This is a genomic window from Chitinophaga eiseniae (assembly GCF_900167135.1).
GTDB classification, from domain to species: Bacteria; Bacteroidota; Bacteroidia; order Chitinophagales; family Chitinophagaceae; genus Chitinophaga; species Chitinophaga eiseniae.
In genome coordinates, this window is the sequence record NZ_FUWZ01000001.1 from 2,264,462 (window position 1) to 2,288,645 (window position 24,184).

The following is a 24,184-nucleotide window of genomic DNA, read 5'->3' on the forward strand; positions in this document are numbered from 1 at the left end:
AACATAATTAAGTATGCAAGTTAATATAATTAATCAATAATGGCCAGCCCTCGCGCTATACCCCTGAAAACCGCTGTGTAGGAAGATCTGAATGAAATAGTACGCTCTCTTTTTACCCCGTTTTGCCTCCTGAAAACATCCCGGGAGTAAATTTTTTTTCCCCGGATGCTTGCTTTTTTCAAACTTAATATGTAATTATGTATGTACAATTCAACCAACTCGCATTTACTTTATACTGTTAGTTAGTCTCTGTTATGAAAAAACGCACCCTGACCTTTTTAAGGCAGCGGAGGTACCTGTATTGCCTCTTGTTACTGCTATCAACCAAAATGTCGCCAGGTCAAACCGTCTTTAAAGTCACGGGTAAGGTCCTGGACAGTAAAGGCCAGGCGATGCCTGGCGTAACGGTCATGATAAAAAACACCTCCACCGGTACCACCACAACGGCCAGCGGAGACTATGTTATTACTGCAGGCGGCGGCACCGACACCCTCCTGTTTTCCTACATCGGGTATCAGCGGCAGATCATACCGCTGGCGGGCCGGCACAGCGTCCAGGTAACCATGCTGGAAAATAAGAATGACCTGAACGACGTAGTGGTGGTGGCCTACGGACAACAAAAGAAAGGTAGTATGGTCAGCGCTATCACCAGCGTCAATCCGAAAGAAATCAAAGGTCCTACCAGTAACCTCACCACCATGCTGGCAGGACGCATCTCCGGCCTTGTTTCGTACCAGCGGAGCGGAGAACCCGGCGCCGATAACGCTTCCTTCTTTATCAGGGGCATCACCTCTTTCGGTTCGGGCAAGCTGGACCCGCTGATCCTGATAGACGGGATGGAGTCTGCCGCCATTGAACTGGCGCGTCTCCAGCCAGACGACATCGCCGGTTTCTCGGTATTGAAAGACGCTGCCGCCGCCTCCCTGTATGGCGCACGCGGCGCCAACGGCGTGATCCTCGTCACCACCAAAACAGGTAAAGCCGGTAATACCAAAATGAACATCAGGCTGGAGAACTCCATCTCTTCCAACACGAGGAACTTCCGCCTGACGGACAACATCACCTACATGCAGCTGGCAAACGAAGCGGCCCTCACCCGCAACCCGCTGGCGCCACTGCCTTACAGCCAGCATAAAATCGATGGAACCATCGCCGGCGGTGATCCGTATCTCTATCCCGACAACAACTGGATAGACGCCCTGATAAAAAAATACACCAATAATCAGCGCTTCAACATCAACCTCACGGGCGGCGGTAACAAAGCGCAGTATTATGTAGGCGCTACCGTCAACCAGGACAAAGGCATACTGAAAACACAGCGCGGCACCGAGGTGAATAACAACATCCGGCTGAGGAGCTACGAGGTGCGTTCCAACGTCAACCTGAAGCTCACCAATACGACAGAGGCCATCATCAGGACCACCGGCAACTTTGACGATTACACGGGTCCGATCGGCGGCGGCGCTGAAGTATTTAAAAGTACGCTGAACGCCAACCCTGTCCTGTTTCCGGCTATTTTTCCGGCCAGCGCGCTGCCAACTGCCCGGCATCCCATGTTTGGCAATGCTTCCCGCGGATCCAACGGTGAAATATATACGAACCCGTATGCGTCGATGGTGTCAGGCTTCCAGCAGTACAACACGTCTGTTTTAAATGTACAGGTAGAAATAAAGCAGGACCTCGACTTTATCCTCCCCGGTCTCTCCGCCAGGGCCATGGCTTATACCAAGCGCTATTCCTATTTCAGCCTGAGCAGGCAGTATACCCCCTTTTTCTATGCAGCCAACCCTGTGGCGGATAAATCCGGCGGCTATACGCTTTCGCTGTTGAATGAGAGTACCGGAACAGAATATCTCAACTACAAGCCCGGCGATAAAATAGTGAACACCACCACTTATGCAGAAGCTGCTATCAACTACAACAGGACCTTCAATGAACTGCATAATGTCGGCGGGCTGCTCATCGGTATCCGGCGCAACTACCTCAACGGCAACGCCGGAGATCTGCAGGCATCTCTTCCTTTCCGTAACCAGGGCATATCCGGCAGGTTTACCTATGCCTACGACAACCGTTACCTGTTTGAAGGTAACTTCGGGTACAACGGCTCTGAAAGATTTGCAAAGAAAAACCGGTTCGGATTTTTTCCTTCCATCGGCCTGGCGTGGAACGCCGGCAATGAAAAGTTCCTCCAACCGTGGAACGATGTGGTATCAAAGCTGAAATTGCGCGCCACCTGGGGCCTCGTAGGCAACGACCAGATAGGCAATGCCAATGACCGCTTCTTCTACCTCTCTAACGTAAAGCTCAGCGACGATCTTTTCTCCGCTGCCTTCGGAGAAAATTTCGCCTATAGCCGCCCCGGCGTCTCCGTTGCCCGGTATCCGAACGAAGGCATCACCTGGGAAAAATCAAAAAAGATCAACGTTGGCATGGACCTCGGACTGTGGAACGCACTGAATATTACCATCGACGCCTACCAGGAGCGCCGCAGCAATATCCTGATGGCCCGCGCCTATATCCCCACCACTCTCGGACTCACAGCGCCGGTAGCCGCCAACGTAGGCGTAGCACAGGGCCGCGGGATAGACGTATCCATGGATTATAACAAAACATTCAACAAAGCATGGCTGCAGATGCGCGGGACATTCACGTATGCAGCCAGCAAACTGCTGGTCAACGAAGAACCGGAATATCCGGCCAACATGCAGTACCTCTCCCGCGTGGGTCACTCCCTCGGGCAGGTATATGGCCTGATCGCAGAACGTTTGTTCGTGGATGATGAGGACGTGAAAAACTCTCCCAGGCAGCATTTCGGGGAAGTGAGGGGCGGAGATATCAAATACCGCGATATGAACGGCGACGGACAAATCACTACGCTGGACATGGTCAACGGGCTTGCGCACCCCGTCACGCCGGAAGTGATCTACGGCTTCGGCTTTTCTTTCGGCTATAAAAATTTTGATATCAGCACTTTCTTCCAGGGATCTGCAAGATCTTCTATCGCCATCAGCCCCGAAGCCATTTCCCCGTTTGTGGCCGATGGCCCTAACCAGCACGGCCTGCTGGACGTGATCGCCAACGATCACTGGTCGGAAGATAACCGCAACCTGTACGCCTTCTGGCCCCGGCTGGGGCTCACTCAAAATGAGAACAACAACCAGCCGTCCAGCTGGTGGATACGCAACGGCGCTTTCCTGAGAATGAAAAGCGCAGAGATCGGGTATAACATCGGCGACAAGGGCCTGAAAAGATACCACATTGCCGGCCTGCGGATTTATGCCAACGGCAGCAACCTGTTCCTCGTCAGCGCCTTTAAACTATGGGACCCCGAACAGGGCGGAAACGGCCTGGGATACCCGGTGCAGCGTGTTTTTAATATAGGCCTCAACGTTCAGTTATAACGCCGGCTAAATCATATGTCATGAAACATTTATCAACCAACTCCTTATCATATCTCTCCCGCTGGCTGTTATGCCTCGCCTGTTCCATGTTGTTCGCCTGCAATAAATACCTCGATATCGTTCCGGACAACGTGGCCACCCTCGATCACGCTTTCTCCAACCGGCTGGAAGCGGAGAAGTATTTATTTACCTGTTATGCTTACCTGCCACAGGATGACCACCCGGATAAAAACCCCGCCTTCAGCGGCGGCGATGAAGCGTGGACCTACTGGCCGATGACGGAAGATTTTTTCTTCCTGGACCCGTACAACATCGCACGGGGAAATCAGAACGTAGCGCAACCCTACATGAACTACTGGGACGGATATGATGGAGAGTCCCTCTGGCAGGGTATCAGGGCCTGTAATATCTTCCTGGAAAATATCAACAATGTCCGCGACCTGCAGCCTTATGAAAGAGACAGATGGACGGCAGAAGCCACCTTTTTAAAAGCTTACTTCCACTGGTACCTGCTAAGGATGTACGGCCCCATCCCGATAGCGGACAAAAACCTGCCCATCACCGCTTCCCCGGAAGAAGTGAAAGTATTCCGGCAACCGGTAGATACGGTGGTGAACTACATCGCAGGATTGATTGATGCAGTAGCGGGCAATGAGAACAGCGCACTACCGGCAAAAATTACCAGTACCACAACAGAGCTGGGCCGCATCACCAGGGCCGCAGCGCTGGCCATCAAGGCGCGGGTGCTGGTAACAGCCGCCAGCCCGCTGTTTAACGGCAACAACGATTTCGCCGGCATGAAAAATAAAAACGGCCAACCGCTTTTTAATCCACAGTACGACGCCACCAAATGGGAAAAAGCACGCGTCGCCTGTAAACAGGCCATCGATGTGGCACAGGCGGCCGGCAGTAAACTGTATTACTTCAACCCCGCCGTGGGAACAGTAGACCCGGCCACGAAAGTGGAAATGAATATCCGTAACGCCGTTTGTGAAAAATGGAACAGTGAGCTTATCTGGGGACAAACATCCGGCGGTACGCCTGCGTACTGGCTGCAAACCTACGCCTGCCCGCAACTGGACCCCAATGTTTTTAACCTGAACCTGAAAGGAAAATTGGCGCCCCCGCTGAAAATAGCGGAACTTTTTTATACACGCAACGGCGTTCCCGTGGAGGAAGACAGGACCTGGAATTACGCCGCCCGCTATCAGTTGCGTACGGCTACCGCAAAAGATACCGGTATACAGGAAGGATATCGCACCATCGGCCTGCACTTTGAAAGAGAACCCCGGTTCTACGCAGATATGGCCTTTGATGGGTCCACCTGGTTTATGAAAAACGGTAATTACAACATTCAGAGTAAACTGGAACAACACTCCGGGAAAAAACAAAGCCGCCTCTATTCCGTCACAGGCTACTATACTAAAAAAATCGTCAACTGGAACCTGGTGTACAACAACACCTCGCTGGAAGTGGAAGCGTACCCCTGGCCGATCATGCGCCTGGGAGACCTTTACCTGCTGTATGCTGAAGCATCCAACGAAACTGGTAAACCAGCTGACGCGCTGTTTTATCTCAATCAGCTGCGGGCGAGGGCAGGACTGGCTTCTGTGGAGTTTTCGTGGAGCACGTATTCTACGAAGCCAACGAAATATTCCACACAGGAAGGACTGCGCGAAATCATCCGGCAGGAAAGGACCATTGAAATGGCTTTTGAAGGCAGCCGCTTCTGGGACCTCCGCAGATGGAAGACAGCGCCACAGGTGCTGAACCAACCTGTCTTTGGCTGGGATATCCTCCAGTCAACCTATGAAGACTATAACCGCAGAGTGTTTTTGTACAGTCCCCGGTTTGTGGCGCCCAGGGATTATTTCTGGCCGATCAAGGAGAACAATATTCAAATCAATCCTAACCTCGTACAAAATACCGGTTGGTAATGGTCATTGATCAATATACCGATATAAACATATTGAGATGAAAAAAAGAATTTTTTACCTGCACCTCTTTATCATCCTCCTGGTGGGAGGCGCCTGCAGGCAGGAAAGCAACGGCCCTGTGCTCAAAGACAAGACCGCTCCGGGGCCGGTGAGCAACGTAGTGGTGGAAAGTCTGCATGGCGCGGCAAAAATAAGTTATGCTGTTCCCGCGGATGCTGATCTGCTATATGTAAAAGCCCTTTATACGGCTCCCAACGGCGTAGTCCGTGAAACAAAAGTAAGCCGTTACAACAGGGACCTGACCGTTGCCGGTTTCGGTGATACCAGCGAGTATAAAATCACAGTGTATGCAGTTGATAAAAGCGAAAATGTCTCCCCGCCGGTGACCGTCATCGTCCGTCCGCAGATACCGCCGGTATGGATTGTCAGAAAAGCGCTGGCCGCCAGCGCCGACTTCGGAGGCATCAATGTAAGATATACCAACCCCGAAGAAGATGACCTGGCGATCGTAGTGCTTGCAGACGATTCGCTGGGCCGGTTCTCCCCGGTGGCTACACAATACACCAACCTGAAGGAAGGTGATTTTTCCACACGGAATATGCCCGACGTACCTACAAAGTTTGGCGTGTATGTACGCGACAGATGGGGCAATCTCTCCGATACCATGCACATGGTGCTGACGCCCCTTTTTGAACAAAGGCTGGACCGCCTCAAAATGAAAGGCCTGGTACTGCCCGGAGATGCGCCGATAGGGTATGGCGGTTCTATCGCCGGCCTTTTCGATGGCAGCACCACCAATGGTTTTTATCATTCCAGCGATGCTGCGAGAATGCCGCAATGGTTTACCTATGACATGGGGCAGCGTGCGAAACTGAGCCGGCTGGTATGGCATATGCGGCCGGGATTTTATTATTCATTGCACAATCCCCGCGTAGTGGAAATATGGGGTTCTGATAATCCAAATCCAGATGGCAGTTTCGACGCCAGTTGGACTTTGCTGGCCACCGTTACGCAGATCAAGCCTTCAGGGTTGCCGGAAGGGCAGCTTTCCCAGGCAGATACAGATGCGGCGCTGGCAGGGCAAACGGTGACCTTCCCTTTAAACACGCCCAAAGTACGCTACATCCGGTTTAAGACACTGAAGAACTGGTCGAACGGGACCTATGTGAACTTTTACGAGATCGCGATGTGGGGAGATACCAAGTAATACATCAACCTGAAAAAAAACAATACATGAAATATAGCTGTTTCATCTTCTTATGGTTGCTGGGCATTTCGGTATGGCTCGTGTCCTGTACCAAAGGAGATGCCTTTAAGAAATATATGGAGGGAGGGGAAATCACCTATCCCGGACGTGTGGATACGGTGCTGGTACAACCGGGTTACGAACGTATACAGCTGCTGCTGGTGCCTGGTAACGACCCGCTGGTGACGAAGTTCAGGATCTTCTGGAACAGTAACGCGGATTCCCTGGAGGTACCGGTAAAACAACACAGCGGAAAGGATACGTTGCCGGTGCTCATACCAGCGCTGCATGAAGGCAATTACAATTTCACTATTTATTCCTATGACAAAGACAATAACAGGTCGGTGATCGTGAATGTCTTCGGAACGGCCTATGGGAAAAGTTATGCCGGCACGCTGGTCAACAGGACGCTGAAGTCGGTGGAACAGTCGCCGGACGGCAAACAGATCATCTTACTTTGGGGAGAGCCTGCGGGGGGAGAGCAGGGGATAGAAGTGAGCTATGTCGGCGCCGGCGGAACAACACAAAAGGTAATTGCCCACCCCGGGGATGCCCGTACGGTGCTTCCTGACTATACAGAGCGTTCAAAGCTGACCTACCGCTCCATGTATAAACCGGATACGACTGCCTTCGAATTTTTTTACCCGGAGCCGTCGGCTGTTACACTGCCTGCATTTGAACGGGAGCTGTCCAAAGCCGGTTTTAAGGTGCTGCCACTACCTACGGATGTAAAGGACGGGGGCTATGGCTGGCTGATAGATTACCTTTGGGACAACAACTATGATGTGCCCGGTTTTGCCACACAGTCTGTTATCCCCTGCTGGTTTACGATAGATGCAGGCGCGGCCGCTCCGCTCAGCCGTTTTAAGCTATGGCAGGCGGCCGACAGGTTATATAACCAGGAAAATGTAAAAACGTTTGAACTATACGGCAGCAATAACCCTGCGCCGGATGGCAGCTGGAACAGCTGGAGCCTGATAGGGTCCTATGAATCTGTGAAGCCTTCCGGTTTACCGACAGGACAGCAGACCGATGATGACATCGCTTTCGCAAAAAACGGGGAATCCTTTTCAGTGCCCACAGGAACAACCGCGTTCCGCTATTACCGGTTCAGGTTACTGACCAACTGGGGGAATGCTCAGTTTATGACGATGGGAGAATGCACGTTTTATACGCACAGTAAAAATTAAATTCAAAAAAACAGAGGATGAAACGACTATTTGTAGCAACATGTCTGCTCATGGGCACCATGGCGCAGGCACAGACAGAAAAAATTGAACTGTTGTCCTATCCCGGCAGGATAGCGGCGACAGTACCGGGTAAAGCCGCGCTGGCCAGGCAGATACTGGCAGACCACCGCCTGGACACCGTGCAGGAAAGGGCCCTGAAAATACTGACGGGTTTTAACGCCGGCACAGGGTACGGGGAGATATGGATAAGAGATTTTAATACGTTTATCAACGGGTCCCTGAAAGTACGCCGGCCTGCAGATGTGAAAGAGGCGTTGCTGCTTTTCTTCAAGGTACAGGGAGCAGACGGCAATATACCGGACGGTGTTATCAAAGAAAAACAGGCCAATATCGGTTATCAATACGCCTACTCCAACCTGGCTCCCGGCTGGGCCAGCCACAAGAATACTGTGGAAACAGACCAGGAATCGTCGCTGATACAGGCAGTGAGGAAATACATTGAAGCTACCGGCGACCGGGCTATCCTTAGTGAAAAAATCGGGGATCAGACAGTCCTGCAGCGTATGGAGGCAGCCCTGGATTTTGTGCTGACAGAACGGTGGTCTGCTGAATATGGCCTGGTAAAAGGCGCCACCACCATCGACTGGGGCGATGTGCAGCCGGAGAAAGGATGGGGGGTAGCGCTTAACAAAGAAACCAAATGGGCAATAGATATTTATGACAACGCCATGTTCCTGTCGGCCATCAGCGACTTCCTGGCGTTGAAACCTGCTGCCGCCGCTGTAAAGAAAAACTGGAAGGAGATTGCCAAAAGTATCAGGAAGAATGTCCGGAAACATCTGTGGGATGCATCTGCCGGAAAATACATTCCGCATATTTACCTGGACGGAAGCCCGTTCCCTAAGACATTCGACGAAAACAGGATCCTGTATACCGGTGGTACTACCTGTGCTATTTTGGCCGGACTGCATGATAAAAAAGAAATCCGGCGTATCAACAACCAATTTCTGGACGCAGCGGAAAAAGAGAAATTTGCTACGATTGGGATGACGGTATATCCCCCATATCCGGTGGAAGTGTTTCCTAATATGGCGGCCTATGTTTACCAGAATGCCGGCGACTGGACCTGGTTCGGTGGTCGTATGATCCCTGCTTTAATAAATGCGGACATGCCTGCGGAAGCTTATGCTGAAATCATTCCCATGCTTGACCGGGTGATTAAAAACAATGGTTTTTACGAATGGTATGATGTACAGAACGGCAAAGCCTCCGGCTCCGGCGACTTCCGGGGAGAAGCGGGCGTGTTCTATGATGCCATTGCCGCACTGAAAAAGTGGGCGCAGCGGGCAAAGTAGTAAGCCTAAAATATGATGTGTAAATACCCTTTAGTGCCCTAACGACTCAGTGCACTTTTATGACAAGGCCGCCGTAGTCTTACGCTGGCAGCTTGATGTTATTTTTTATCCGGGTTGGCCATCATAGCAGCCAGCCATTTGGATATCATTAGCAGGATGATCGCTGCTACGCCTGCCATCACCACAAAAAGCAGGAAGAAGTCGTAAGCATTGTGTATGGCATATCCTGCAAAGCTAACCGTCCTGCCTTTTTCCGGGTAGAGGGTGCTCAGTACACCAGCAAACTTATTAGCTGCCGCTGTAGACAAAAACCAGACAGCCATCAGCAAAGAGGAGAATTTAAGCGGAGACAGTTTGTTGACCAGCGATAGTCCTATCGGCGAGAGACAGAACTCACCAAATGCATGCAGCGCGTACGTCACCGTGATCCAGATGATGCTTACTTTAGTGCCAGGCGCGATGTTCCTTACGCCGAAAGCGATCCATAAATAGCCCAGCGACAGTAGCAGCAACCCGATCGCCATTTTCACCGGCGCGGTTGGTTCGTATTTCCCCAGCCGCGGCCACAGCCAGGCAAAGAAAGGGGCAAACAAAACGATATAGATAGAGCCGAGCGACAGAAAGAGGCTGGGCGGTATCTCTTCCAGCAGCAGCGTGCTTTTATGCTGCAGCAGCAACCAGGCGTTCACGCCGGCGATCCCCGCCGCGAAGAGCGATAGTAGTCCGTATACGGTGCCGCGCAAGAGGCGGTCTGCCGGTTGCGACAACTGTCTCCGCGTCTTCCGGAAAAGACGGTATAATACGTACAACAGTCCCGCGGACAGCAGCCGGAGCCCCCACACCGGAATTTGCAGGTGCAGCTGTCTGTCGGTTTGTTCATCGGTGAAAAAAGTCAGCGAGGCGCCTGTTTGTTCGAAGGCTGCCCAGAAGAAGATCACAAAAAACGATACGATAAAAATGACTTTGATCCGCTGTTTTTCTATGTAGGTGAGCGTCCGGTCCCGGAAAATGGTAACGGCAATGAATATGACGGCGCCGAGCATCAGCCAGGAGAGGTAACCGATCACTTTTGCGTCGAGGTACAACAGGCCGATCATCAGCAGGGAGAAGAGTGCCAGTCCGCCCGTGATGACGGCCGGCTGCAGCGCTTTCGCCGGCACATGCTCCGGTGTCAGTCCCAGTACCTTACCCTCCGGCGATGTCACATACCGCCGATGGAACACCACCTGTACAACAACGCTGAGGACCATACTGATGCCTCCCGCCAGGAATGCCCATTTGAAGTCTGCCGGATTGCCGGTATCGCCTGCCAGTCCGCATATGATAGGCCCCAGCGCCCCGCCGGTATTGATGCCCATGTAGAAAATGGTATAGGCCGTGTCTTTGCGCTTATCGCCGTCAGGATACAGTTGGCCTACAAGGGAGGAGATATTCGGTTTAAAGAAACCATTGCCCGCGATCATGCAGCCGAGGCCGCTGAAAAATAATAACAACGAGACGGAGGTATAACGATGAAACAGCGAGGCGCTGACAAACAGGATCAGTTCTCCTGCCGCCATCACGATGCCGCCGGTGATGATGGAGCGTTTGTTGCCCCAGTAGCGGTCGGCGATGTAACCGCCCAATAAAGGGGTAAGGTAAATGAGACCGGTATAGCTGCCGTAGAGGTTCGCGGCAAACACTTTGCTGAACAGCAATGCTTTGGTCATGAACAGGATCAGCACGGCGCGCATGCCATAGTAGTTGAAGCGCTCCCACATCTCGGTGGCAAAGAGGATATAAAGGCCTTTGGGATGAGCCGCCGGCCGGGAGGTTTCGGGCATAGTGCTGTTTTATATTTGAAGGAGGTTGCGTCCTCCTTCAAATATGCATTACTTTGCCTGATATAGCTTTGCAATAATTGACGGGATATGCCTTTATTTTAACCCTTATGGCTTGTTAAAATAGTGGATCGGCCTCTCATTTCTGCAAGGTATTTAAGGAGTATACCGGGGTGAGTCCTTTCCGGTAGAAAACTTCGGCAAACGAACATCGGAGATCATGTTCCTGAACGTTTTCCCAAACGGGTACCCCCGGATCGCCGTCTTCATAACCCGGTCCGGTTTTATACCAGTTGACTTCAACACGAACAGCTGCATGTCAATAATGCTGCATTACAAGTTAATTTTGATATTTTTATGTTTACCCGGACTTTATTTTCACGTAAAATGTGAATTCTCATAGCTATGCATAATTCGGTAAAAATGACCCATATTATCAACCGCGGAGAACTGTTGCTGCTGCTTTTTTTCATCTCCCTTTGCCATGCGTGTAATTCCGGCAACGCAAAACAATATGCCGACTGGAGGGTTACCGGGGGAAGCAAGGGTAATATCCGGTATTCCTCTTTAAATGAAATTGATACCAGTAATGTGGGTCAATTGGAGGTGGCATGGATATACTATTCGGAAAAACAAGATAGCAACCGGTATGGCTCCATGCAATGTAACCCGGTTATTGTGGATGATGTGCTGTACGGCGTATCTCCGAAATTGAAGCTGTTTGCCGTGGATGCGGCTACCGGAAAGGAGAAATGGTCATTTGACCCTGCCGATACGATCGCCAATAAAACCTGGCACCGGAACAGTGTTAATATGAACCGCGGCGTGGCTTACTGGGCCGACGGCGATGATAAAAGAATTATTTATACCGTGGGACCGGTTGCTTTTTGTGTCAATGCGCAAACAGGTAAACTGGTGACTTCATTCGGGCGCGATGGTGGAATTGACCTGAGAAACGGGCTGGACAGAGATTCGTCAAAAGTGTTTGTTGCGCCTACGTCGCCGGTGATGGTTTACAAAGACCTCTTTTTCCTGAGCGGGCTTGTTGGAGAGGAAACGCCCGGGCATATAAGAGCATTTGATGTAAGAACAGGGAAGCAGCAATGGATTTTTCATACCATACCCTATCCCGGTGAGCCGGGGTATGACACCTGGGAAGACCCGGCAGCCTACAAACATATGGGGTCTACCAATAGCTGGTCAGGCTTCAGCCTGGATGAAAAAAGAGGAATACTGTTTGCTCCTACAGGCAATCCTTCCAGCGATTTTTATGGCGGGCAGCGAAGAGGAGCGGGATTGTACGGAAATTGCATACTGGCGCTTGATGCCGCTACGGGGAAGTTACTGTGGCATTTTCAGACAGTGCACCACGATGTTTGGGATATGGACCTCTCTTCCCCACCTGTTCTGGTGACCATCAAAAAAGACGGGAAAGCAATAGATGCCGTGGTGCAATCAACCAAAACAGGGTTGCTCTTTATACTGGACCGGGAAACGGGCAAGCCCGTTTATCCCATAGAAGAAAGACCCGTAGATACCACGACAACACTGACAAAGGAGAAATTGTGGCCCACGCAGCCTTTTCCTGTATTGCCGAAACCTTTTGCCCGGCATACGCTGACAGAAGCGGACCTCAACCAACTGGTGGACGACTCCTCCTACCAGGATGTACTGAAACGTTTCAGAAGTTACCGTGCCGGATCTATTTACACGCCTCCCTCCAGGGAAGGAACAGTCGTGTTTCCCGGGTATGACGGCGGTGGTGAATGGGGCGGGCCGTCTGTAGATCCTGAAACCAATGTATTGTACGTTAATGCCAACGAAATGGCATGGGTATTAAATATCGTTGACAACAACCCTCCCAAGGAACAGCAGAGGACTAAGCTGGAGGCCGGCGCAGCCATCTACAACCAGAATTGTATGGGATGCCATGGGCCCGAACGGCTGGGAGGGGGCGACTACCCGTCTATCGTGGGAGTTGAAAAGAAATATAACTATTCCCGGTTCGTCGAATTATTGTCAACAGGAAGGAGAATGATGCCTGGATTCAATCATCTTGATACTTTGGAGAAAGATGCTTTGGCTGCCTTTATTCTTGATTTGAAACAACTGCAACCTCAGGAGTACAAGGGAAAGAAGGAGAAACAGGACGCACCTCCACATTTGCTTTATGGATTTACAGGATACAATAAATTCCTGACAAAAGAAGGTTATCCGGCTGTCAGTCCGCCCTGGGGCACTTTAAACGCTATTGACCTGAATTCCGGCGAGTACCTGTGGAAAATTCCGTTTGGAGAATTTGAGGAACTGACAGAAAAAGGTATTCCGGAAACGGGCAGGGAAAACTACGGTGGTCCTGTTACAACGGCCGGAGGCGTTTTGTTTATCGGGGCTTCGGCGGATGGCTATATGAGGGCATACAATAAACGGACCGGCGCTTTGCTGTGGAAAACAAAACTTCCCGCCCCGGGCGTTGCCACCCCGGCGGTGTACGCCGTTAATGGAAAACAATATATGGTGATTGCCTGCGGAGGTTCCAAATGGGGAGGGAAATCATCTGATGCATATGTGGCTTTTGCATTACCGGCGAAATAGAATGGTGGATGGCCGCCGCGGTGAGATGCCCTGTTAGGGTAAATAAATATTTATTATTGTATGTTTGCCCGGCGATAATAAAAAATACCTATGGGCATCATTTTGCTACAAATAACAGGCTATGGCTGGACAGGCATTGCAATTATAGTTTTATCCATTCTTATAGCGATAAAGATACTGAAACGAAGCAACCGGCAAGGAAAGTCGGGCTGCATAGGCATTGGGTATGTGTCGTTGGTGGTATTCTGCCTGCTGACCTTTACGGTTAGCCTCGGAGGCATGTTAGGCGGGTTCATTTATAAAGCGGTGACGTTGCCCCGGTATGAGGCCAGGGTCATCAACTACACCAGCTTCGAGAGTAAAGACAGTAAGAACAGGCACAGGATCATGTACCGCGCCACCGTTACCTTTAATATGGCCGATGGTACGCCGGTAACGATGGAATCCGATGTGGCGTCTTCCGGCAAACCTGAAATAGGCGAGATGGTTACTGTGGGATATAAACCGGACATGGAGCGGGTAGAAGAACTTTCCTGGAGCAAATTCCTGCTGATGGGCGGAGCTTCCGTTATGTTGCTGGTCATAGGATATTTTGCGGTAGGCGGTGTTTTGTATGCGATGGGATACAAGATGAAGCGGTACATGGGATTTGGAATGACGTTGTTGTTGTATTTCATTTTCCCGCTGGCTATGCTGTTCCTGTTTTGTGGGATGGGATATGCCCTTGTGCTTTATTTTATGGGACTGAAGCCTGATATGCCGGTATGGGCGGTAGCGATATGTATGTTCTTCTGCCTTGTACTGGCAGGCTCTTTCTTCGGGTATGCACGTATGCTGATAGACAGACGCGCGCGTCCTTAACCTGATAAGAAAAGCCCACTGTCGGCGTAAGCAGATGGTGGGCTTTTTGGCATTTATAACAAATTCCCCTGCATATAAAACCCCATGTTCAGCGATGCCGTCTGAATATCCAACCGTTCCGTTCCTGTCCACTGCACGGAGGTGGGCGGCTTCCGCGTGAGCGTAAGATACTGACTGACGTCCGCCGTCATGGACTGAGCGATACTGCTGCTGACAGTTTGCACGATGATCTCTGTGATGGCACGCGGCAGTAGTCCGAGGAACCACCAGTACCAGGGGATGTGTACGTCTTTGCGGTACGATGGATTGGGGTCGGGGAGGAAGTCCAGTGTTTTACGGTTGCTGTCGTAGATGGCCTGGTTCTTCGGGTCTATCCAGAAGCGCATATTGATACCGGCTTTCAGGTCACACGAGCCTTCGTAGTTGCTGAAAAGCCCGTCGCCCGTGGTGGTGAGCCGGAAGGAAGACAGGACCGGGTAGTAGGTGATAGCACCGGATTTCACACCATTCATGGGGATATCACGGGTGCTTTGCAGGTGGCCGGTAGCGGCGTTGTAAACGAAGTAGGCGGATGTGGCGCCGTTGCCAAATACGGCAGGCAATGCCGGCATCATCACATGCTTCAGGAAAAGTTCCCTGGAAATACCGAACGAGGCATCATAACCGGGAGATAGCAGCTGGCCGTCTACCTGTAGCGGCAGCTCGTTTATATTCCGGTCGGTGGTAACGCTGAGAATGGCCAGTGCGCCCGAAGCGTTGTGGCGGCTCATATAGGCGTATGCGGAGCGAAAAGGCGTGAGCCAGTTGTTGGTCGACGGCGGTACGAGGTTGATCGTGGCGAAGACATAAGATATCTGCCGGGCGTTCTCCATGATGTAGTTCGATAGTGCTACCATCAGTATCGCATGTTGCGCGCTGTCCAGTTTGCCGTTGGGGTCATGGAACACCACGGGCGTGATGTTGCCTGGTTGCGGAGGATCGCCGATCTGCCCGACGCTCCGGATATCAAACTTTAGTTCCTCCGATGCGGCCTGCGCCTGTCCTGGAAGCATCGCGAGCTGTACGGCCACTACCAGCGAGGTACCGGCCAGGTCGTACTCGGGATGGGTGTTGGTAAACGCGGCTTTCCCGTCGCTGATGCCCAGCTTAAGGTAAAGGATAGCGCCGGAGCCGCCCTGCACGATCTCCCAGTGGGAAAAGCGGCCCATGGCCCTTACGGGCAATTCAGTATTTTTTTGGGTATCGAACTGTAATATCAACTTTTCTTTATTGGAAAGGAGGGAGGCGTTGATCTTGTCGATGGTCACCACATATACGGTGTCCCAGCCGAAGGTATTCATGATAACAGGTTTTTAAAGCCACCCGGATAACAGCCTGTCAGCCGGGTGACGGTGAAGATATCAGGAGGCGAGCATGCCGCCTATCTGCAGGGAGCCGTTCATCTCTGCTTTCGTAGGGGTGAAACCGGTAGAATCCGGCCATTTGATATCACCGGTGGCATCGACGATCATATCTCCGATGGAGGGGAGCACCTCTGCAGCTTTGCCTTGCACTACCTGTGCAATGATGGTGGGGATGGCGGCAATGATACCAACGATAATGGCTACGATGATATATGCGACCACTCTTTTGAAGGTTTCTTTGAGCATCATTTTGGCAACGCCGGCGGCACAACCGGTAATAGCGGCAATGATGGCGTCGGTAACGATGGCCCAGGTGGCAATTTCGTTCCAGGTGTTCATCTTGGGGATCCTGCTCTCTTCGAAGTCGAGTGTCTGTCCGCCGCCGTCAGGCTTGTTGACCAGCTTAATTTTATAGTACCCGGTGGTGAGGACAAACACATCTATTCCCAGGCCGACAGACACCTTTATTTTGGAATTAATCTGCATTTCATCGCCCACGATCTGGTAGGTGAAATCCTGCAGGTAAGGCGTGTAGTTAATACCATTGATGTTGACAGGCTCCAGTTCTACATCTTCGCCTACTTTTTCAATCACCGTATTGTTTGCGCTGGGCTTGAAGTTGCCCTGGGCAGCTTTGGGGAAGGCAGTGCTCATGCCCGGCAGCACCATGTTGTTGAGGAATTTTTTGCTGGAGATAAGCAGGGCGGAGTCGCAGCCTGCGGGGATGCTGGAAGGCGGCAGTTGGTTGCTGAGTCCTTCCGGGCTGTCGTGCGATGTCATGTTCAGCACGCCGAAATAGCTGGTCTCATCGGTAGCCCCGTTGAAATAAGCGTAACTGGTATAGGTGGGCTTCAGCCATTGGAAGGCGCCTTTTGACGCATTGGCGTTGATGTTCACCACGGTAAAAATGTAGGTGAACTGCGCGAGGTTTTTGTTGAGCCAGATAGCCAGCGCGCCTTTGAACAGGGCGTCTTGGGTGGGGGTAGCTTTACGGGTGCCATAGTCCATGTTCTGCACTACCACCGCCGGATCATCAGCGCTGCGGACGGAAGCGTCAGTTACGAGGTACTGCGGCTTGCCATTGTCGTCGGGTTTGCCGTTACCCCTGTCTCCCAGTGATTCAGGCGGTTGTGGCAGATAGGTGAGCTTAACAGAGATAGTAGCATAGCCCTCAGCAAACTCTAACCGGTCGTTTTCGAAAACCATGTGTCCTTCGGGGATCGGCAGCTGCATAAACAAAATGGCCCCTGAGCCGCCACGTACCAGTTTCCAGGCGCCGAACTTACCGCCAAAGCTCCAGTTGGTGGATATCTGGTCGTGGAACTCTTTAGGGTACTTGGCGCTTTTTTCCATGGAGGCATTTACGATCGGCATCCGGATGGAGTTGACCGTATCCCATCCCAGCGTATCCGCTTCGGCTGCCAATACCGCTTTGGGCAGGTTATACTTTTTTACAAAAATTTCAGGCTCGATCTCGTGGAGCTGCGGTACCTGAAAGGCCCGGAAGGTGGATAGGGCGGGTAATGTCTGTGTCGTCATAGTAATAGTTTTTATCGATGATTACCTACTCTGTACGGTTTTCGGCTTCCCCGCAGTATGCATAAAGCATCCTGTTTTACACTGTAAAATTGCTTCGGATCGCAGACGATGGTAAGCGGAGAAATGAGTATTTTTGAAAACAGGTATTACTATCCGATTTGGAAAAAGAAGCAGGTATTTATACCTGTTTTTGCGCAGCCGGTGCGTCAGCAGCCTGCTTTTGTAATTACATTGCAGTCGTTTGTATGTACAGATAACATCACCCAAAATAAATCCTATAAAATGAAGCACCTTTTCTCCCTCATGCTGCTGCTGGGCCTTGCTGCCGCAGGATGCCAGCAATCCCCATCCCCCGACAACCGCCAATCGGACGCACCGCCAAAAATAGAGTGCAGCCAGAATAACGATGATGTTGGGCGCGTACTGGCCAACCTGGTAACGGCCCGCCGTAACATTCACTCGTACGACAGCCTTTGCCGTAAACACTGGGACGGAATCCCACCGGTTCAATCCTATACGATCCGCGCGGTAGACCTGCTGGCGGCCATGGGCATGCCAACAAACCTTGCCGACTCCGCCATGTGCCGGTTCAAGCACATCCGGGTATACCTCGGGTTTCAGGATAAAGTGGGCTTTAAACTCTATATCGTGCCGGTGGCCAATGCCTGCCTGCAGGGTAAAAATCCCGCCAAATGGGACGCAGGGCGCGACGTGATCCTTAACAAAAATGCTAATCCCATCATTGTGCCGCTCGATTCAACCGCCATCGCTGAAGACGATAAATACGTGCTGGACCTCAACGCGCCCTGCCCGAAAACCTGCCCCACAGCGCCTACCCTCAAAGCAGACCGTTAGCCTATGAGCGCTTCAGAAATTATCATCGTGTTATCACACGTGCCTATTCTGCTCACCGTTGTATATGCGGCGGCACAATACCGCACCCTGCCCCGGGAGCTGAAAGTGTTCTCGTGGTTCCTTTTCCTGTCAGGCGTCATCCAGTTTATTTCGCTGGCCTTCTGGTTCGCCAGCAAAAACAACATGCCGCTGCTGCACATTTATGTAGCTGCCGGATTCCTTTGCCTGGCATGGTTCTATAACACCTTGCTCAACGGATTCATAGACGCGGGAATAATATGGCTCATCGCCATATTGTTCCTGCTCTTTTCTATTACCAACTCGCTGTTCATTCAACCTGTGCATACTTTCAACTCTATCGCATTAACTGTCGAATCTATCCTGATTGTGATCCTGGCGCTGTTTACGTACCGCTTTTTCCTGAGCGACATCGTAAAAGAAACCAGTGGTCCCAATATCAAAAGCCTTCACTGGATCAACTCTGGATTGTTTATCTATTATTCATCCAGTATACTGATCTTTTATTTTGGTTCTGTGATTACGACTGCTTTCAGCAGAGGCCTGAATTTATCCGCCTGGATGTTTCACGCATTTTTTTCTATGGTGATGTACACCTGTTTTTTTATCGGCCTATGGAAACGATCAAAGACCTGAGCTTTATTAATGCGCTGCTGCCGCTGGCGGTTATCGTGTTTATCATCGGTATCGGCGTGGTGTTCCTGAACCTGCATTTTCAAAAGAACCTGTCCGATCAGAAACTGAAGCGCGAAGCCCTGAAGAGCAGCTACCAGCAGGACCTGCTGCGGTCCAATATCCAGGCGCAGGAAGAAGAACGCAAACGTATTGCGCATGACCTTCACGATGAGCTGGGAGCGGTCATGTCTATTATGCGTATGCATCTTATGGTGCTGGAACAACAAAGCGCTGAGGGCACGCCGCTGCAGGAAGGGCTGCTGCAGGTGCGCACACTGTCGGAGACGGCGCTCTCCAGTGTAAGAAGTATCAGTCACCGCCTGATGCCACCGCAACTGGAATCTTTCGGCCTGCCGGCAGCATTGCATTCGGTAACAGAACAGTTCAACAAAGCCGGCGATATCACAATAGCGCTCAATTGCGATGATTACATGGATGACCTGCCCTGGCTGGTGAACCTGGGCCTGTTCCGTATTATTATGGAGATGATCAACAATACCATCAAACATGCCGGCGCCAAAGCTATCAGGATAGATCTGTTCCACCGTGGCGAAGAAGTGGTCTGTAACTATGCAGACGATGGCTGCGGGCTGCCGGAAGGAACTGCCGGCAAAGGGCTTGGGCTCAAGAGCATCGAAGGCCGGGTGAATGCGCTCGGCGGAAAGCTGGAAATGGGGAACCTGGAATCCGGCGGATACTACGCCATTGTACGGATCATATTAGCAGCATAATACTTTGATATGAAAAAAGAGATCTACATAGGGCTCGTGGAAGATCAGGCCCTTTTCCGGGAAGGGATGAAAGCCATTATCAGCACCTGGCAGGACATGCAGGTGACATTTGAATCTGCCGATGGGTATTCTGTATTGGACAAGCTGCGGCAGGTCGCCGTTCTCCCGGATGTGATGCTGGTAGACCTCTCGCTGCCGCCTGACGGCGACCGCGAATACGGCGGTCAGCAGGTGACACTGGCGCTGACGGACGCTTACCCCGACATGAAGATCCTTATCCTGTCGGTCCATGACGATGAACATTTCATCAACCAGCTGATACAATGCGGGGCCCATGGCTACCTGGTGAAAGACAGCGGTCCGCGGGAAGTACAGGAAGCCATCATCGCCGTACACACCAAAGGGTCCTATATCAACGAGCGCGCGTTGAAAGCCTTACAGATGAAGAATGTAAGAGTGCCCCGAAACAAACCGCAAAACCTCTCCATCACTAAAAGGGAAGAAGAGATATTACAACTGGTCTGTAAACAATACACCGCAGAAGAGATCGCACAGGAACTTTTTATCAGCGTGAAAACGGTCAACGGGCACCGGAACAACCTGCTGCAGAAAACCGGTTCCCGCAATGTGACAGGGCTGGTGCTGTATGCCATCCGGAATAATATCATCTCCCTCAGGTGAATTTTGTATTTTCCGTTCAAATCAACCTGAGATGACGGACCTGCAGACGTTAAAAGAAACATATCAGCATATCAGCAGCGACAGCAGTACTGCCGACCGGATAGTATTCGGAAGAGCGCTGCTGACACAGAATACGCCCGAATTCCTGGACTTTCACTACTCGCTGCTCAAAGAAACAGCTATAGATACGCAGCTGTATGAGACTATCTGCCGCAAATTTTCCGAAAGAGCAGAGGTGGGAGAATTATACCTGCTGACACAGATAACAGCAGAACCAGACCCGCATATGCAGGCTATCGCGCTACATATTCTCGGTACGTACAAATATAAAAACGGAAAACACCTGGATAAGACGGCCGGACTGGCCAGAAACTATTTAACTGCCACTGTTGCCGTTCTACGGGCCAAAGCGCTGTTTGTCATCGGTTGGGTCGGCCTCCCTTCTGATATCGATCAGATAGCCGCGCTGCTTGCCCATGACCCGGTACCGGAAAACAGAAGCTGGGCCGCTACCGCCCTGATGCAACTCTGTTTTAATCACCCTGAAGCCGCCGCCACCTGCTTGCAAATCCTGAGAGATGCACTGTCATCACAGAATGCATGGCATACCGAATGCGCCATCCTCGTGTCTATGCAGGAAATCAGCGGTAAAAAATGGGGATTGGACGCTACCGATATGCACGCTAACACTACGGAGCAACTCGCAAAGGCAAAAGAGAAAGCGATGAAGCTGAAAATATAGAGGGCGCTCCACGAAAGCGCCCCCTGGTCCATCTATGTATCCACTGTAAGCCCTACCACCGGTAGTTATATCCCAGCAACAAATAAAACGGTAATAACGGTTTCTTTTTAAAATCCTCCTGTAGCAAACCGCCGCCGCTTAAGGTAATATCATGCCGGCCAAAAGAAACACCGCCTTGTAAGCCATAGTTGAAATTGCCGCCGGTAGCGGGGGCGTACCAGCCATCTTTTACATCCGGGTATTGTTTTTTATAGGTGTCTGTGTGTTTGAAGCGGGTGGAAATAGCTTTGTCGAACCCTGCTTCGCCGGCCACAAACCAGGAAGGCCGGTAGTAACCGATGGTGCCGGAGAGGTCCATGCCCCAGTTCAGCAGCCGTACCAGCTCATTTTCATATCCTCTGAAGATCCCGTGCGCCTTCACGGCGAAGTGAAAATCGTTCATCTGCAACAGCCGGACCTGTGTCCCGAGTTTTGCTTTGAAATCGTCCAGGAGGTTATTGCCGGAAGGAAACGAATACGCAGCGTTCGCGATGACGGGGAATTCGCTGTCGGCCAGCTGATAAGCGTAGCCGAGTCCGAATACCATGCCATACTGAGCACCGGTATGGGCGTTGATCCAATGCCGTTGCCCGTCCTGCAGGTTGCCCCAGTTAATGACCTGCGCCCGGAGCGGGAGATGGGCCGGCAGCAGGAGGGAGAATAATAATATATAGCGCACTATTGGGTGGTTCATCGTTACTATGTTGTGTTTTTTAAGGAAGCGAACGGAGATAAGTGAGTATGGCCGGCATCGTTGTTTCTGTCCAGGCTTTGTGGTTGGTAATAATGCCATCGTGCCCCACGCCGGGAACTTTGACCAGCCTGACGGAAGGATATGCGTTGGTTATTTGTTTCGCCCAGGTGTCGGGGTAGGCCTTGTTGTTTTCGCTGTGAAAAAACAGGACAGGCTTTTTGAAACGGTCAAGCCCGGCAGAAAAATCGATGTGGTAAGTATCTCCCACGTCAAAAAGCGCATCCATTATAACGGCGCCGTTACGCCAGGAGACGGAAGGGTCGATGGTGCCTTCTCCGGTAATATCATTTCTGGATACCAGCAGCGACATTTTATAGTCCAGTACTTCATGCTGGTCTTCCTTACCGGTGATGAACTGATCCAGAAAAGCGGCGTCGTTCAGCAGCTCTCCCCATAATTTAAAAGAACGGGAATCTTTTACATAGGCTTTTATGTCGTCCCATTTCAGGCCGCCCGCTTCACAGGCAATAACGCCCTGTATGTTGTCCGGATGTTTGCCGGCGTACCCGGAGGCGAGGATACCTCCCCAGGAATGGCCCAGCAGTACTACTTTTTGCGTGGGACTGGTACGGTAATGCGCGATGACAGCGCTCAGGTCATCGTACATGACGTCCATAGCACCGGCACCGTGAGCGGTGTAACTTTTTTTAGGAAAACGCTGGGAGAGGCCGGACCCGCGCTGATCGTATAGGACTACCCGGTAGCCTTGTTGTGCGAGGTCTTTACAGGGTAAGAGATAACGGTAGTCGCCTCCGGGACCGCCATGCAGCACCACCACCATGGTTCCGTTGGCCGGTCCGGACGCTTCGGCGTGCAGCCGGGCGTTGTTGGCCTGTATGGCCGGGAGGTTGGCATCCTGATCAACGGTCCTGGGCACCAGGTTGCCGACACCGTCGATAGTCCTGTCTTCTGTGGAGCAAGAGGTCAACAGGAGAACGGCCGCGAACGACAGGACAGAAAGATTGTTTTTGAGCACCATTTTTTGTGTTTGAATGATGCCGCTAAGGTCTGTCGCTTTCCATGCGCGGGCGCTTCAATATGGGGGATGATACCTTTTTTAAGTGGCTGTTTTATAGTGTTTTATGAGGAATGATACTGCTCCCTGGGCGTTGGTACCTTTAAGAACGCTCGTTGTTCTGTTGTTTCTGGTACTCGGTGGGCGTGACCCCGCGGTACTTTTTAAAGTTCCGGTTAAACGATGCTTTCGAGTTAAAACCACAATCAAAAGCAAGGGAGAGGAGCGTATATTTTTCATTCCCGGAATGGGCCAGTTGTTTTTCAAAAGCTGCTACCCGGAGTAAGTTAACATAGTCGTAAAAAGTTTTCCCTTCCGCCAGGTTGATCACCTGCGACAGGCTATTAGGGTGTACCTGTAGCCGTTTGCTCAGGTCTCCCAATGTCAGGGACGGGTCTTTGAACAGTTCTTCCTGTGCCATCACCCGCGAGAGCTGTTCCTGTATCCGGTCAATAGTTTCCTGCGGCAACCTCGATTTCTGGTATTTTACCTGTTCTTCCTGGTCCGGGGAATCGTTGGGGGCTGTCTCCGGATGGGCTGCCCATACGGCTTCGGGTGCTATCAATGGCGCCACGCTGCCCGCATGATGGTCCAATATCCCTACCTGCCGGATGCCGAAATAGCTGATGAACAATACCAGCACCACTGCCAGCGTATAAATGGCGGTATCTTTGCTCAATAACACAGCCAGCCATATGACGGCTATGCCGATGATAAGGTACCGCAGCCAGTTGAGGTTGATCTTTTCGGTGTCTGAAAACTGGTGCAGGATACGTTGCCGGTGCTTTCGCAGTAAAAAAAGAGAAAGTACCACATAGGTCACCCCGGAGAGATAAATAGCGAACAGTATATATTGCATCAGCGTTTCGTACCCCCTCCCTTCATGCAGGTAGACATCTATTTTATTATTGAGCGAAAGCAATAAAAAAGGCATAATGGCTGCATAGGCTACGCCGGCAGGAAAAAAATGGAGCAACCATCGCTTCCTTTCGGGCAACTGGCCGGTCAGCTCGGCAGTGTAGAGATACAGGAAAGGGCCGTGAAGCAGCGGCATAGGGATCTCGAAGCCCAGCAGGTATGGCCATTGCAGGTATCGCCCGCTGTGCGTCAGATAAAACAATAGTAAATGAATACCTAAAACGAGCAGCCAGGCAGCCAGCAGGTAGTCTGCATTGTTTTTTCTTTTTTTGATAAACAGCAGGGAGGATAGAAAGAAGGTGATGATAATTCCGGTTAAATATAAAATATTCCAACCCCACAGCGCGGTTATTGACTCCATAATACAAACAGTTATATCAACGATGTTTGCAATATATTGAAAATGGGA

At 51.3% G+C, this 24,184-nt stretch carries 18 protein-coding genes; 12 read left to right on the top strand and 6 right to left on the bottom strand.

What is annotated here, in order from left to right:
* Positions 1–329: 329 nt before the first annotated feature.
* Genes B5D63_RS09080 through B5D63_RS09100 form a run of 5 tightly spaced genes read left to right on the top strand, consistent with a single transcriptional unit; the run spans position 330 to position 9,129 of the window.
* Complete coding sequence (locus B5D63_RS09080) at positions 330–3,401, top strand: SusC/RagA family TonB-linked outer membrane protein (RefSeq protein WP_143312821.1); 3,072 nt, start codon at positions 330–332, stop codon at positions 3,399–3,401.
* 20 nt (positions 3,402–3,421) lie between these two features.
* On the top strand, positions 3,422–5,338 hold the full coding sequence (locus B5D63_RS09085) for a RagB/SusD family nutrient uptake outer membrane protein (RefSeq protein ID WP_078668388.1): 1,917 nt from the start codon (positions 3,422–3,424) through the stop codon (positions 5,336–5,338).
* 37 nt (positions 5,339–5,375) lie between these two features.
* A complete protein-coding gene (locus B5D63_RS09090; protein ID WP_078668389.1) occupies positions 5,376–6,545 on the top strand; it encodes a DUF5000 domain-containing lipoprotein in 1,170 nt (389 codons plus the stop codon).
* A 26-nt stretch (positions 6,546–6,571) separates the two neighbouring features.
* A complete protein-coding gene (locus tag B5D63_RS09095; RefSeq protein WP_078668390.1) occupies positions 6,572–7,774 on the top strand; it encodes a DUF4998 domain-containing protein in 1,203 nt (400 codons plus the stop codon).
* Between the two features lie 17 nt (positions 7,775–7,791).
* Positions 7,792–9,129: a GH36-type glycosyl hydrolase domain-containing protein gene (locus B5D63_RS09100; RefSeq protein WP_235021487.1), complete on the top strand. Its 1,338-nt coding sequence runs from the start codon at positions 7,792–7,794 to the stop codon at positions 9,127–9,129.
* A 98-nt stretch (positions 9,130–9,227) separates the two neighbouring features.
* Here B5D63_RS09100 and B5D63_RS09105 read toward each other — a convergent pair whose 3' ends face one another.
* Positions 9,228–10,952: a peptide MFS transporter gene (locus B5D63_RS09105; RefSeq protein WP_078668391.1), complete on the bottom strand. Its 1,725-nt coding sequence runs from the start codon at positions 10,950–10,952 to the stop codon at positions 9,228–9,230.
* A gap of 420 nt (positions 10,953–11,372) precedes the next feature.
* Between B5D63_RS09105 and B5D63_RS09110 the strand changes: the two genes are divergently transcribed.
* Together B5D63_RS09110 and B5D63_RS09115 are read left to right on the top strand one after the other, a co-directional pair.
* Positions 11,373–13,544 carry an outer membrane protein assembly factor BamB family protein gene (locus tag B5D63_RS09110; protein ID WP_078668595.1) on the top strand — a complete coding sequence of 724 codons (2,172 nt, stop codon included), beginning with the start codon at positions 11,373–11,375 and terminating at the stop codon, positions 13,542–13,544.
* A gap of 90 nt (positions 13,545–13,634) precedes the next feature.
* Positions 13,635–14,405 carry a DUF3592 domain-containing protein gene (locus B5D63_RS09115; RefSeq protein ID WP_078668392.1) on the top strand — a complete coding sequence of 257 codons (771 nt, stop codon included), beginning with the start codon at positions 13,635–13,637 and terminating at the stop codon, positions 14,403–14,405.
* Between the two features lie 53 nt (positions 14,406–14,458).
* Here B5D63_RS09115 and B5D63_RS09120 read toward each other — a convergent pair whose 3' ends face one another.
* Positions 14,459–15,745: a TULIP family P47-like protein gene (locus tag B5D63_RS09120; protein ID WP_078668393.1), complete on the bottom strand. Its 1,287-nt coding sequence runs from the start codon at positions 15,743–15,745 to the stop codon at positions 14,459–14,461.
* A gap of 60 nt (positions 15,746–15,805) precedes the next feature.
* Positions 15,806–17,347, bottom strand: a complete 1,542-nt coding sequence (locus tag B5D63_RS09125) for a TULIP family P47-like protein (RefSeq protein WP_078668394.1) — start codon at positions 17,345–17,347, stop codon at positions 15,806–15,808.
* 282 nt (positions 17,348–17,629) lie between these two features.
* On the opposite strand from B5D63_RS09125, the gene B5D63_RS09130 reads away from it, so the two are divergent.
* From B5D63_RS09130 to B5D63_RS09150, 5 genes are read left to right on the top strand one after another with little or no spacing between them, the layout of a single operon-like run.
* Positions 17,630–18,202, top strand: a complete 573-nt coding sequence (locus tag B5D63_RS09130; protein WP_143312822.1) for a hypothetical protein — start codon at positions 17,630–17,632, stop codon at positions 18,200–18,202.
* Between the two features lie 3 nt (positions 18,203–18,205).
* Positions 18,206–18,856 carry a hypothetical protein gene (locus B5D63_RS34975; RefSeq protein WP_159455951.1) on the top strand — a complete coding sequence of 217 codons (651 nt, stop codon included), beginning with the start codon at positions 18,206–18,208 and terminating at the stop codon, positions 18,854–18,856.
* Complete coding sequence (locus tag B5D63_RS09140) at positions 18,835–19,626, top strand: sensor histidine kinase (RefSeq protein WP_159455952.1); 792 nt, start codon at positions 18,835–18,837, stop codon at positions 19,624–19,626. The genes B5D63_RS34975 and B5D63_RS09140 overlap by 22 nt, the downstream gene beginning before the upstream one ends.
* 9 nt (positions 19,627–19,635) lie before the next feature.
* Complete coding sequence (locus B5D63_RS09145; protein WP_078668398.1) at positions 19,636–20,307, top strand: response regulator; 672 nt, start codon at positions 19,636–19,638, stop codon at positions 20,305–20,307.
* A gap of 31 nt (positions 20,308–20,338) precedes the next feature.
* Positions 20,339–21,049, top strand: coding sequence for a HEAT repeat domain-containing protein (locus B5D63_RS09150; RefSeq protein ID WP_078668399.1), 711 nt, complete (start codon positions 20,339–20,341; stop codon positions 21,047–21,049).
* Positions 21,050–21,101: 52 nt separating this feature from the next.
* Here the strand turns inward: B5D63_RS09150 and B5D63_RS09155 are convergent, their stop codons facing one another.
* The 3 genes from B5D63_RS09155 to B5D63_RS09165 form a co-directional block, all read right to left on the bottom strand.
* The gene (locus tag B5D63_RS09155) at positions 21,102–21,782 is read right to left on the bottom strand and encodes a hypothetical protein (RefSeq protein ID WP_200816936.1); all 681 of its coding nucleotides are present in this window, start codon (positions 21,780–21,782) and stop codon (positions 21,102–21,104) included.
* A gap of 19 nt (positions 21,783–21,801) precedes the next feature.
* Positions 21,802–22,821 (bottom strand): alpha/beta fold hydrolase, encoded by a 1,020-nt coding sequence (locus tag B5D63_RS09160; RefSeq protein ID WP_078668400.1) that lies wholly within the window; start codon positions 22,819–22,821, stop codon positions 21,802–21,804.
* A gap of 139 nt (positions 22,822–22,960) precedes the next feature.
* Positions 22,961–24,136, bottom strand: coding sequence for a helix-turn-helix domain-containing protein (locus B5D63_RS09165; protein WP_200816937.1), 1,176 nt, complete (start codon positions 24,134–24,136; stop codon positions 22,961–22,963).
* Positions 24,137–24,184: the final 48 nt, after the last annotated feature.

Excerpts from the sequence above, each read along its gene's own strand:
- B5D63_RS09080 (WP_143312821.1), top strand. The coding sequence starts at position 330 with ATGTCGCCAGGTCAAACCGTCTTTAAAGTCACGGGTAAGGTCCTGGAC.
- B5D63_RS09085 (WP_078668388.1), top strand. The coding sequence starts at position 3,422 with ATGAAACATTTATCAACCAACTCCTTATCATATCTCTCCCGCTGGCTG.
- B5D63_RS09090 (WP_078668389.1), top strand. The coding sequence starts at position 5,376 with ATGAAAAAAAGAATTTTTTACCTGCACCTCTTTATCATCCTCCTGGTG.
- B5D63_RS09095 (WP_078668390.1), top strand. The coding sequence starts at position 6,572 with ATGAAATATAGCTGTTTCATCTTCTTATGGTTGCTGGGCATTTCGGTA.
- B5D63_RS09100 (WP_235021487.1), top strand. The coding sequence starts at position 7,792 with ATGAAACGACTATTTGTAGCAACATGTCTGCTCATGGGCACCATGGCG.
- B5D63_RS09105 (WP_078668391.1), bottom strand. The coding sequence starts at position 10,952 with ATGCCCGAAACCTCCCGGCCGGCGGCTCATCCCAAAGGCCTTTATATC.
- B5D63_RS09110 (WP_078668595.1), top strand. The coding sequence starts at position 11,373 with ATGACCCATATTATCAACCGCGGAGAACTGTTGCTGCTGCTTTTTTTC.
- B5D63_RS09115 (WP_078668392.1), top strand. The coding sequence starts at position 13,635 with ATGGGCATCATTTTGCTACAAATAACAGGCTATGGCTGGACAGGCATT.
- B5D63_RS09120 (WP_078668393.1), bottom strand. The coding sequence starts at position 15,745 with ATGAATACCTTCGGCTGGGACACCGTATATGTGGTGACCATCGACAAG.
- B5D63_RS09125 (WP_078668394.1), bottom strand. The coding sequence starts at position 17,347 with ATGACGACACAGACATTACCCGCCCTATCCACCTTCCGGGCCTTTCAG.
- B5D63_RS09130 (WP_143312822.1), top strand. The coding sequence starts at position 17,630 with ATGAAGCACCTTTTCTCCCTCATGCTGCTGCTGGGCCTTGCTGCCGCA.
- B5D63_RS34975 (WP_159455951.1), top strand. The coding sequence starts at position 18,206 with ATGAGCGCTTCAGAAATTATCATCGTGTTATCACACGTGCCTATTCTG.
- B5D63_RS09140 (WP_159455952.1), top strand. The coding sequence starts at position 18,835 with ATGGAAACGATCAAAGACCTGAGCTTTATTAATGCGCTGCTGCCGCTG.
- B5D63_RS09145 (WP_078668398.1), top strand. The coding sequence starts at position 19,636 with ATGAAAAAAGAGATCTACATAGGGCTCGTGGAAGATCAGGCCCTTTTC.
- B5D63_RS09150 (WP_078668399.1), top strand. The coding sequence starts at position 20,339 with ATGACGGACCTGCAGACGTTAAAAGAAACATATCAGCATATCAGCAGC.
- B5D63_RS09155 (WP_200816936.1), bottom strand. The coding sequence starts at position 21,782 with ATGAACCACCCAATAGTGCGCTATATATTATTATTCTCCCTCCTGCTG.
- B5D63_RS09160 (WP_078668400.1), bottom strand. The coding sequence starts at position 22,821 with ATGGTGCTCAAAAACAATCTTTCTGTCCTGTCGTTCGCGGCCGTTCTC.
- B5D63_RS09165 (WP_200816937.1), bottom strand. The coding sequence starts at position 24,136 with ATGGAGTCAATAACCGCGCTGTGGGGTTGGAATATTTTATATTTAACC.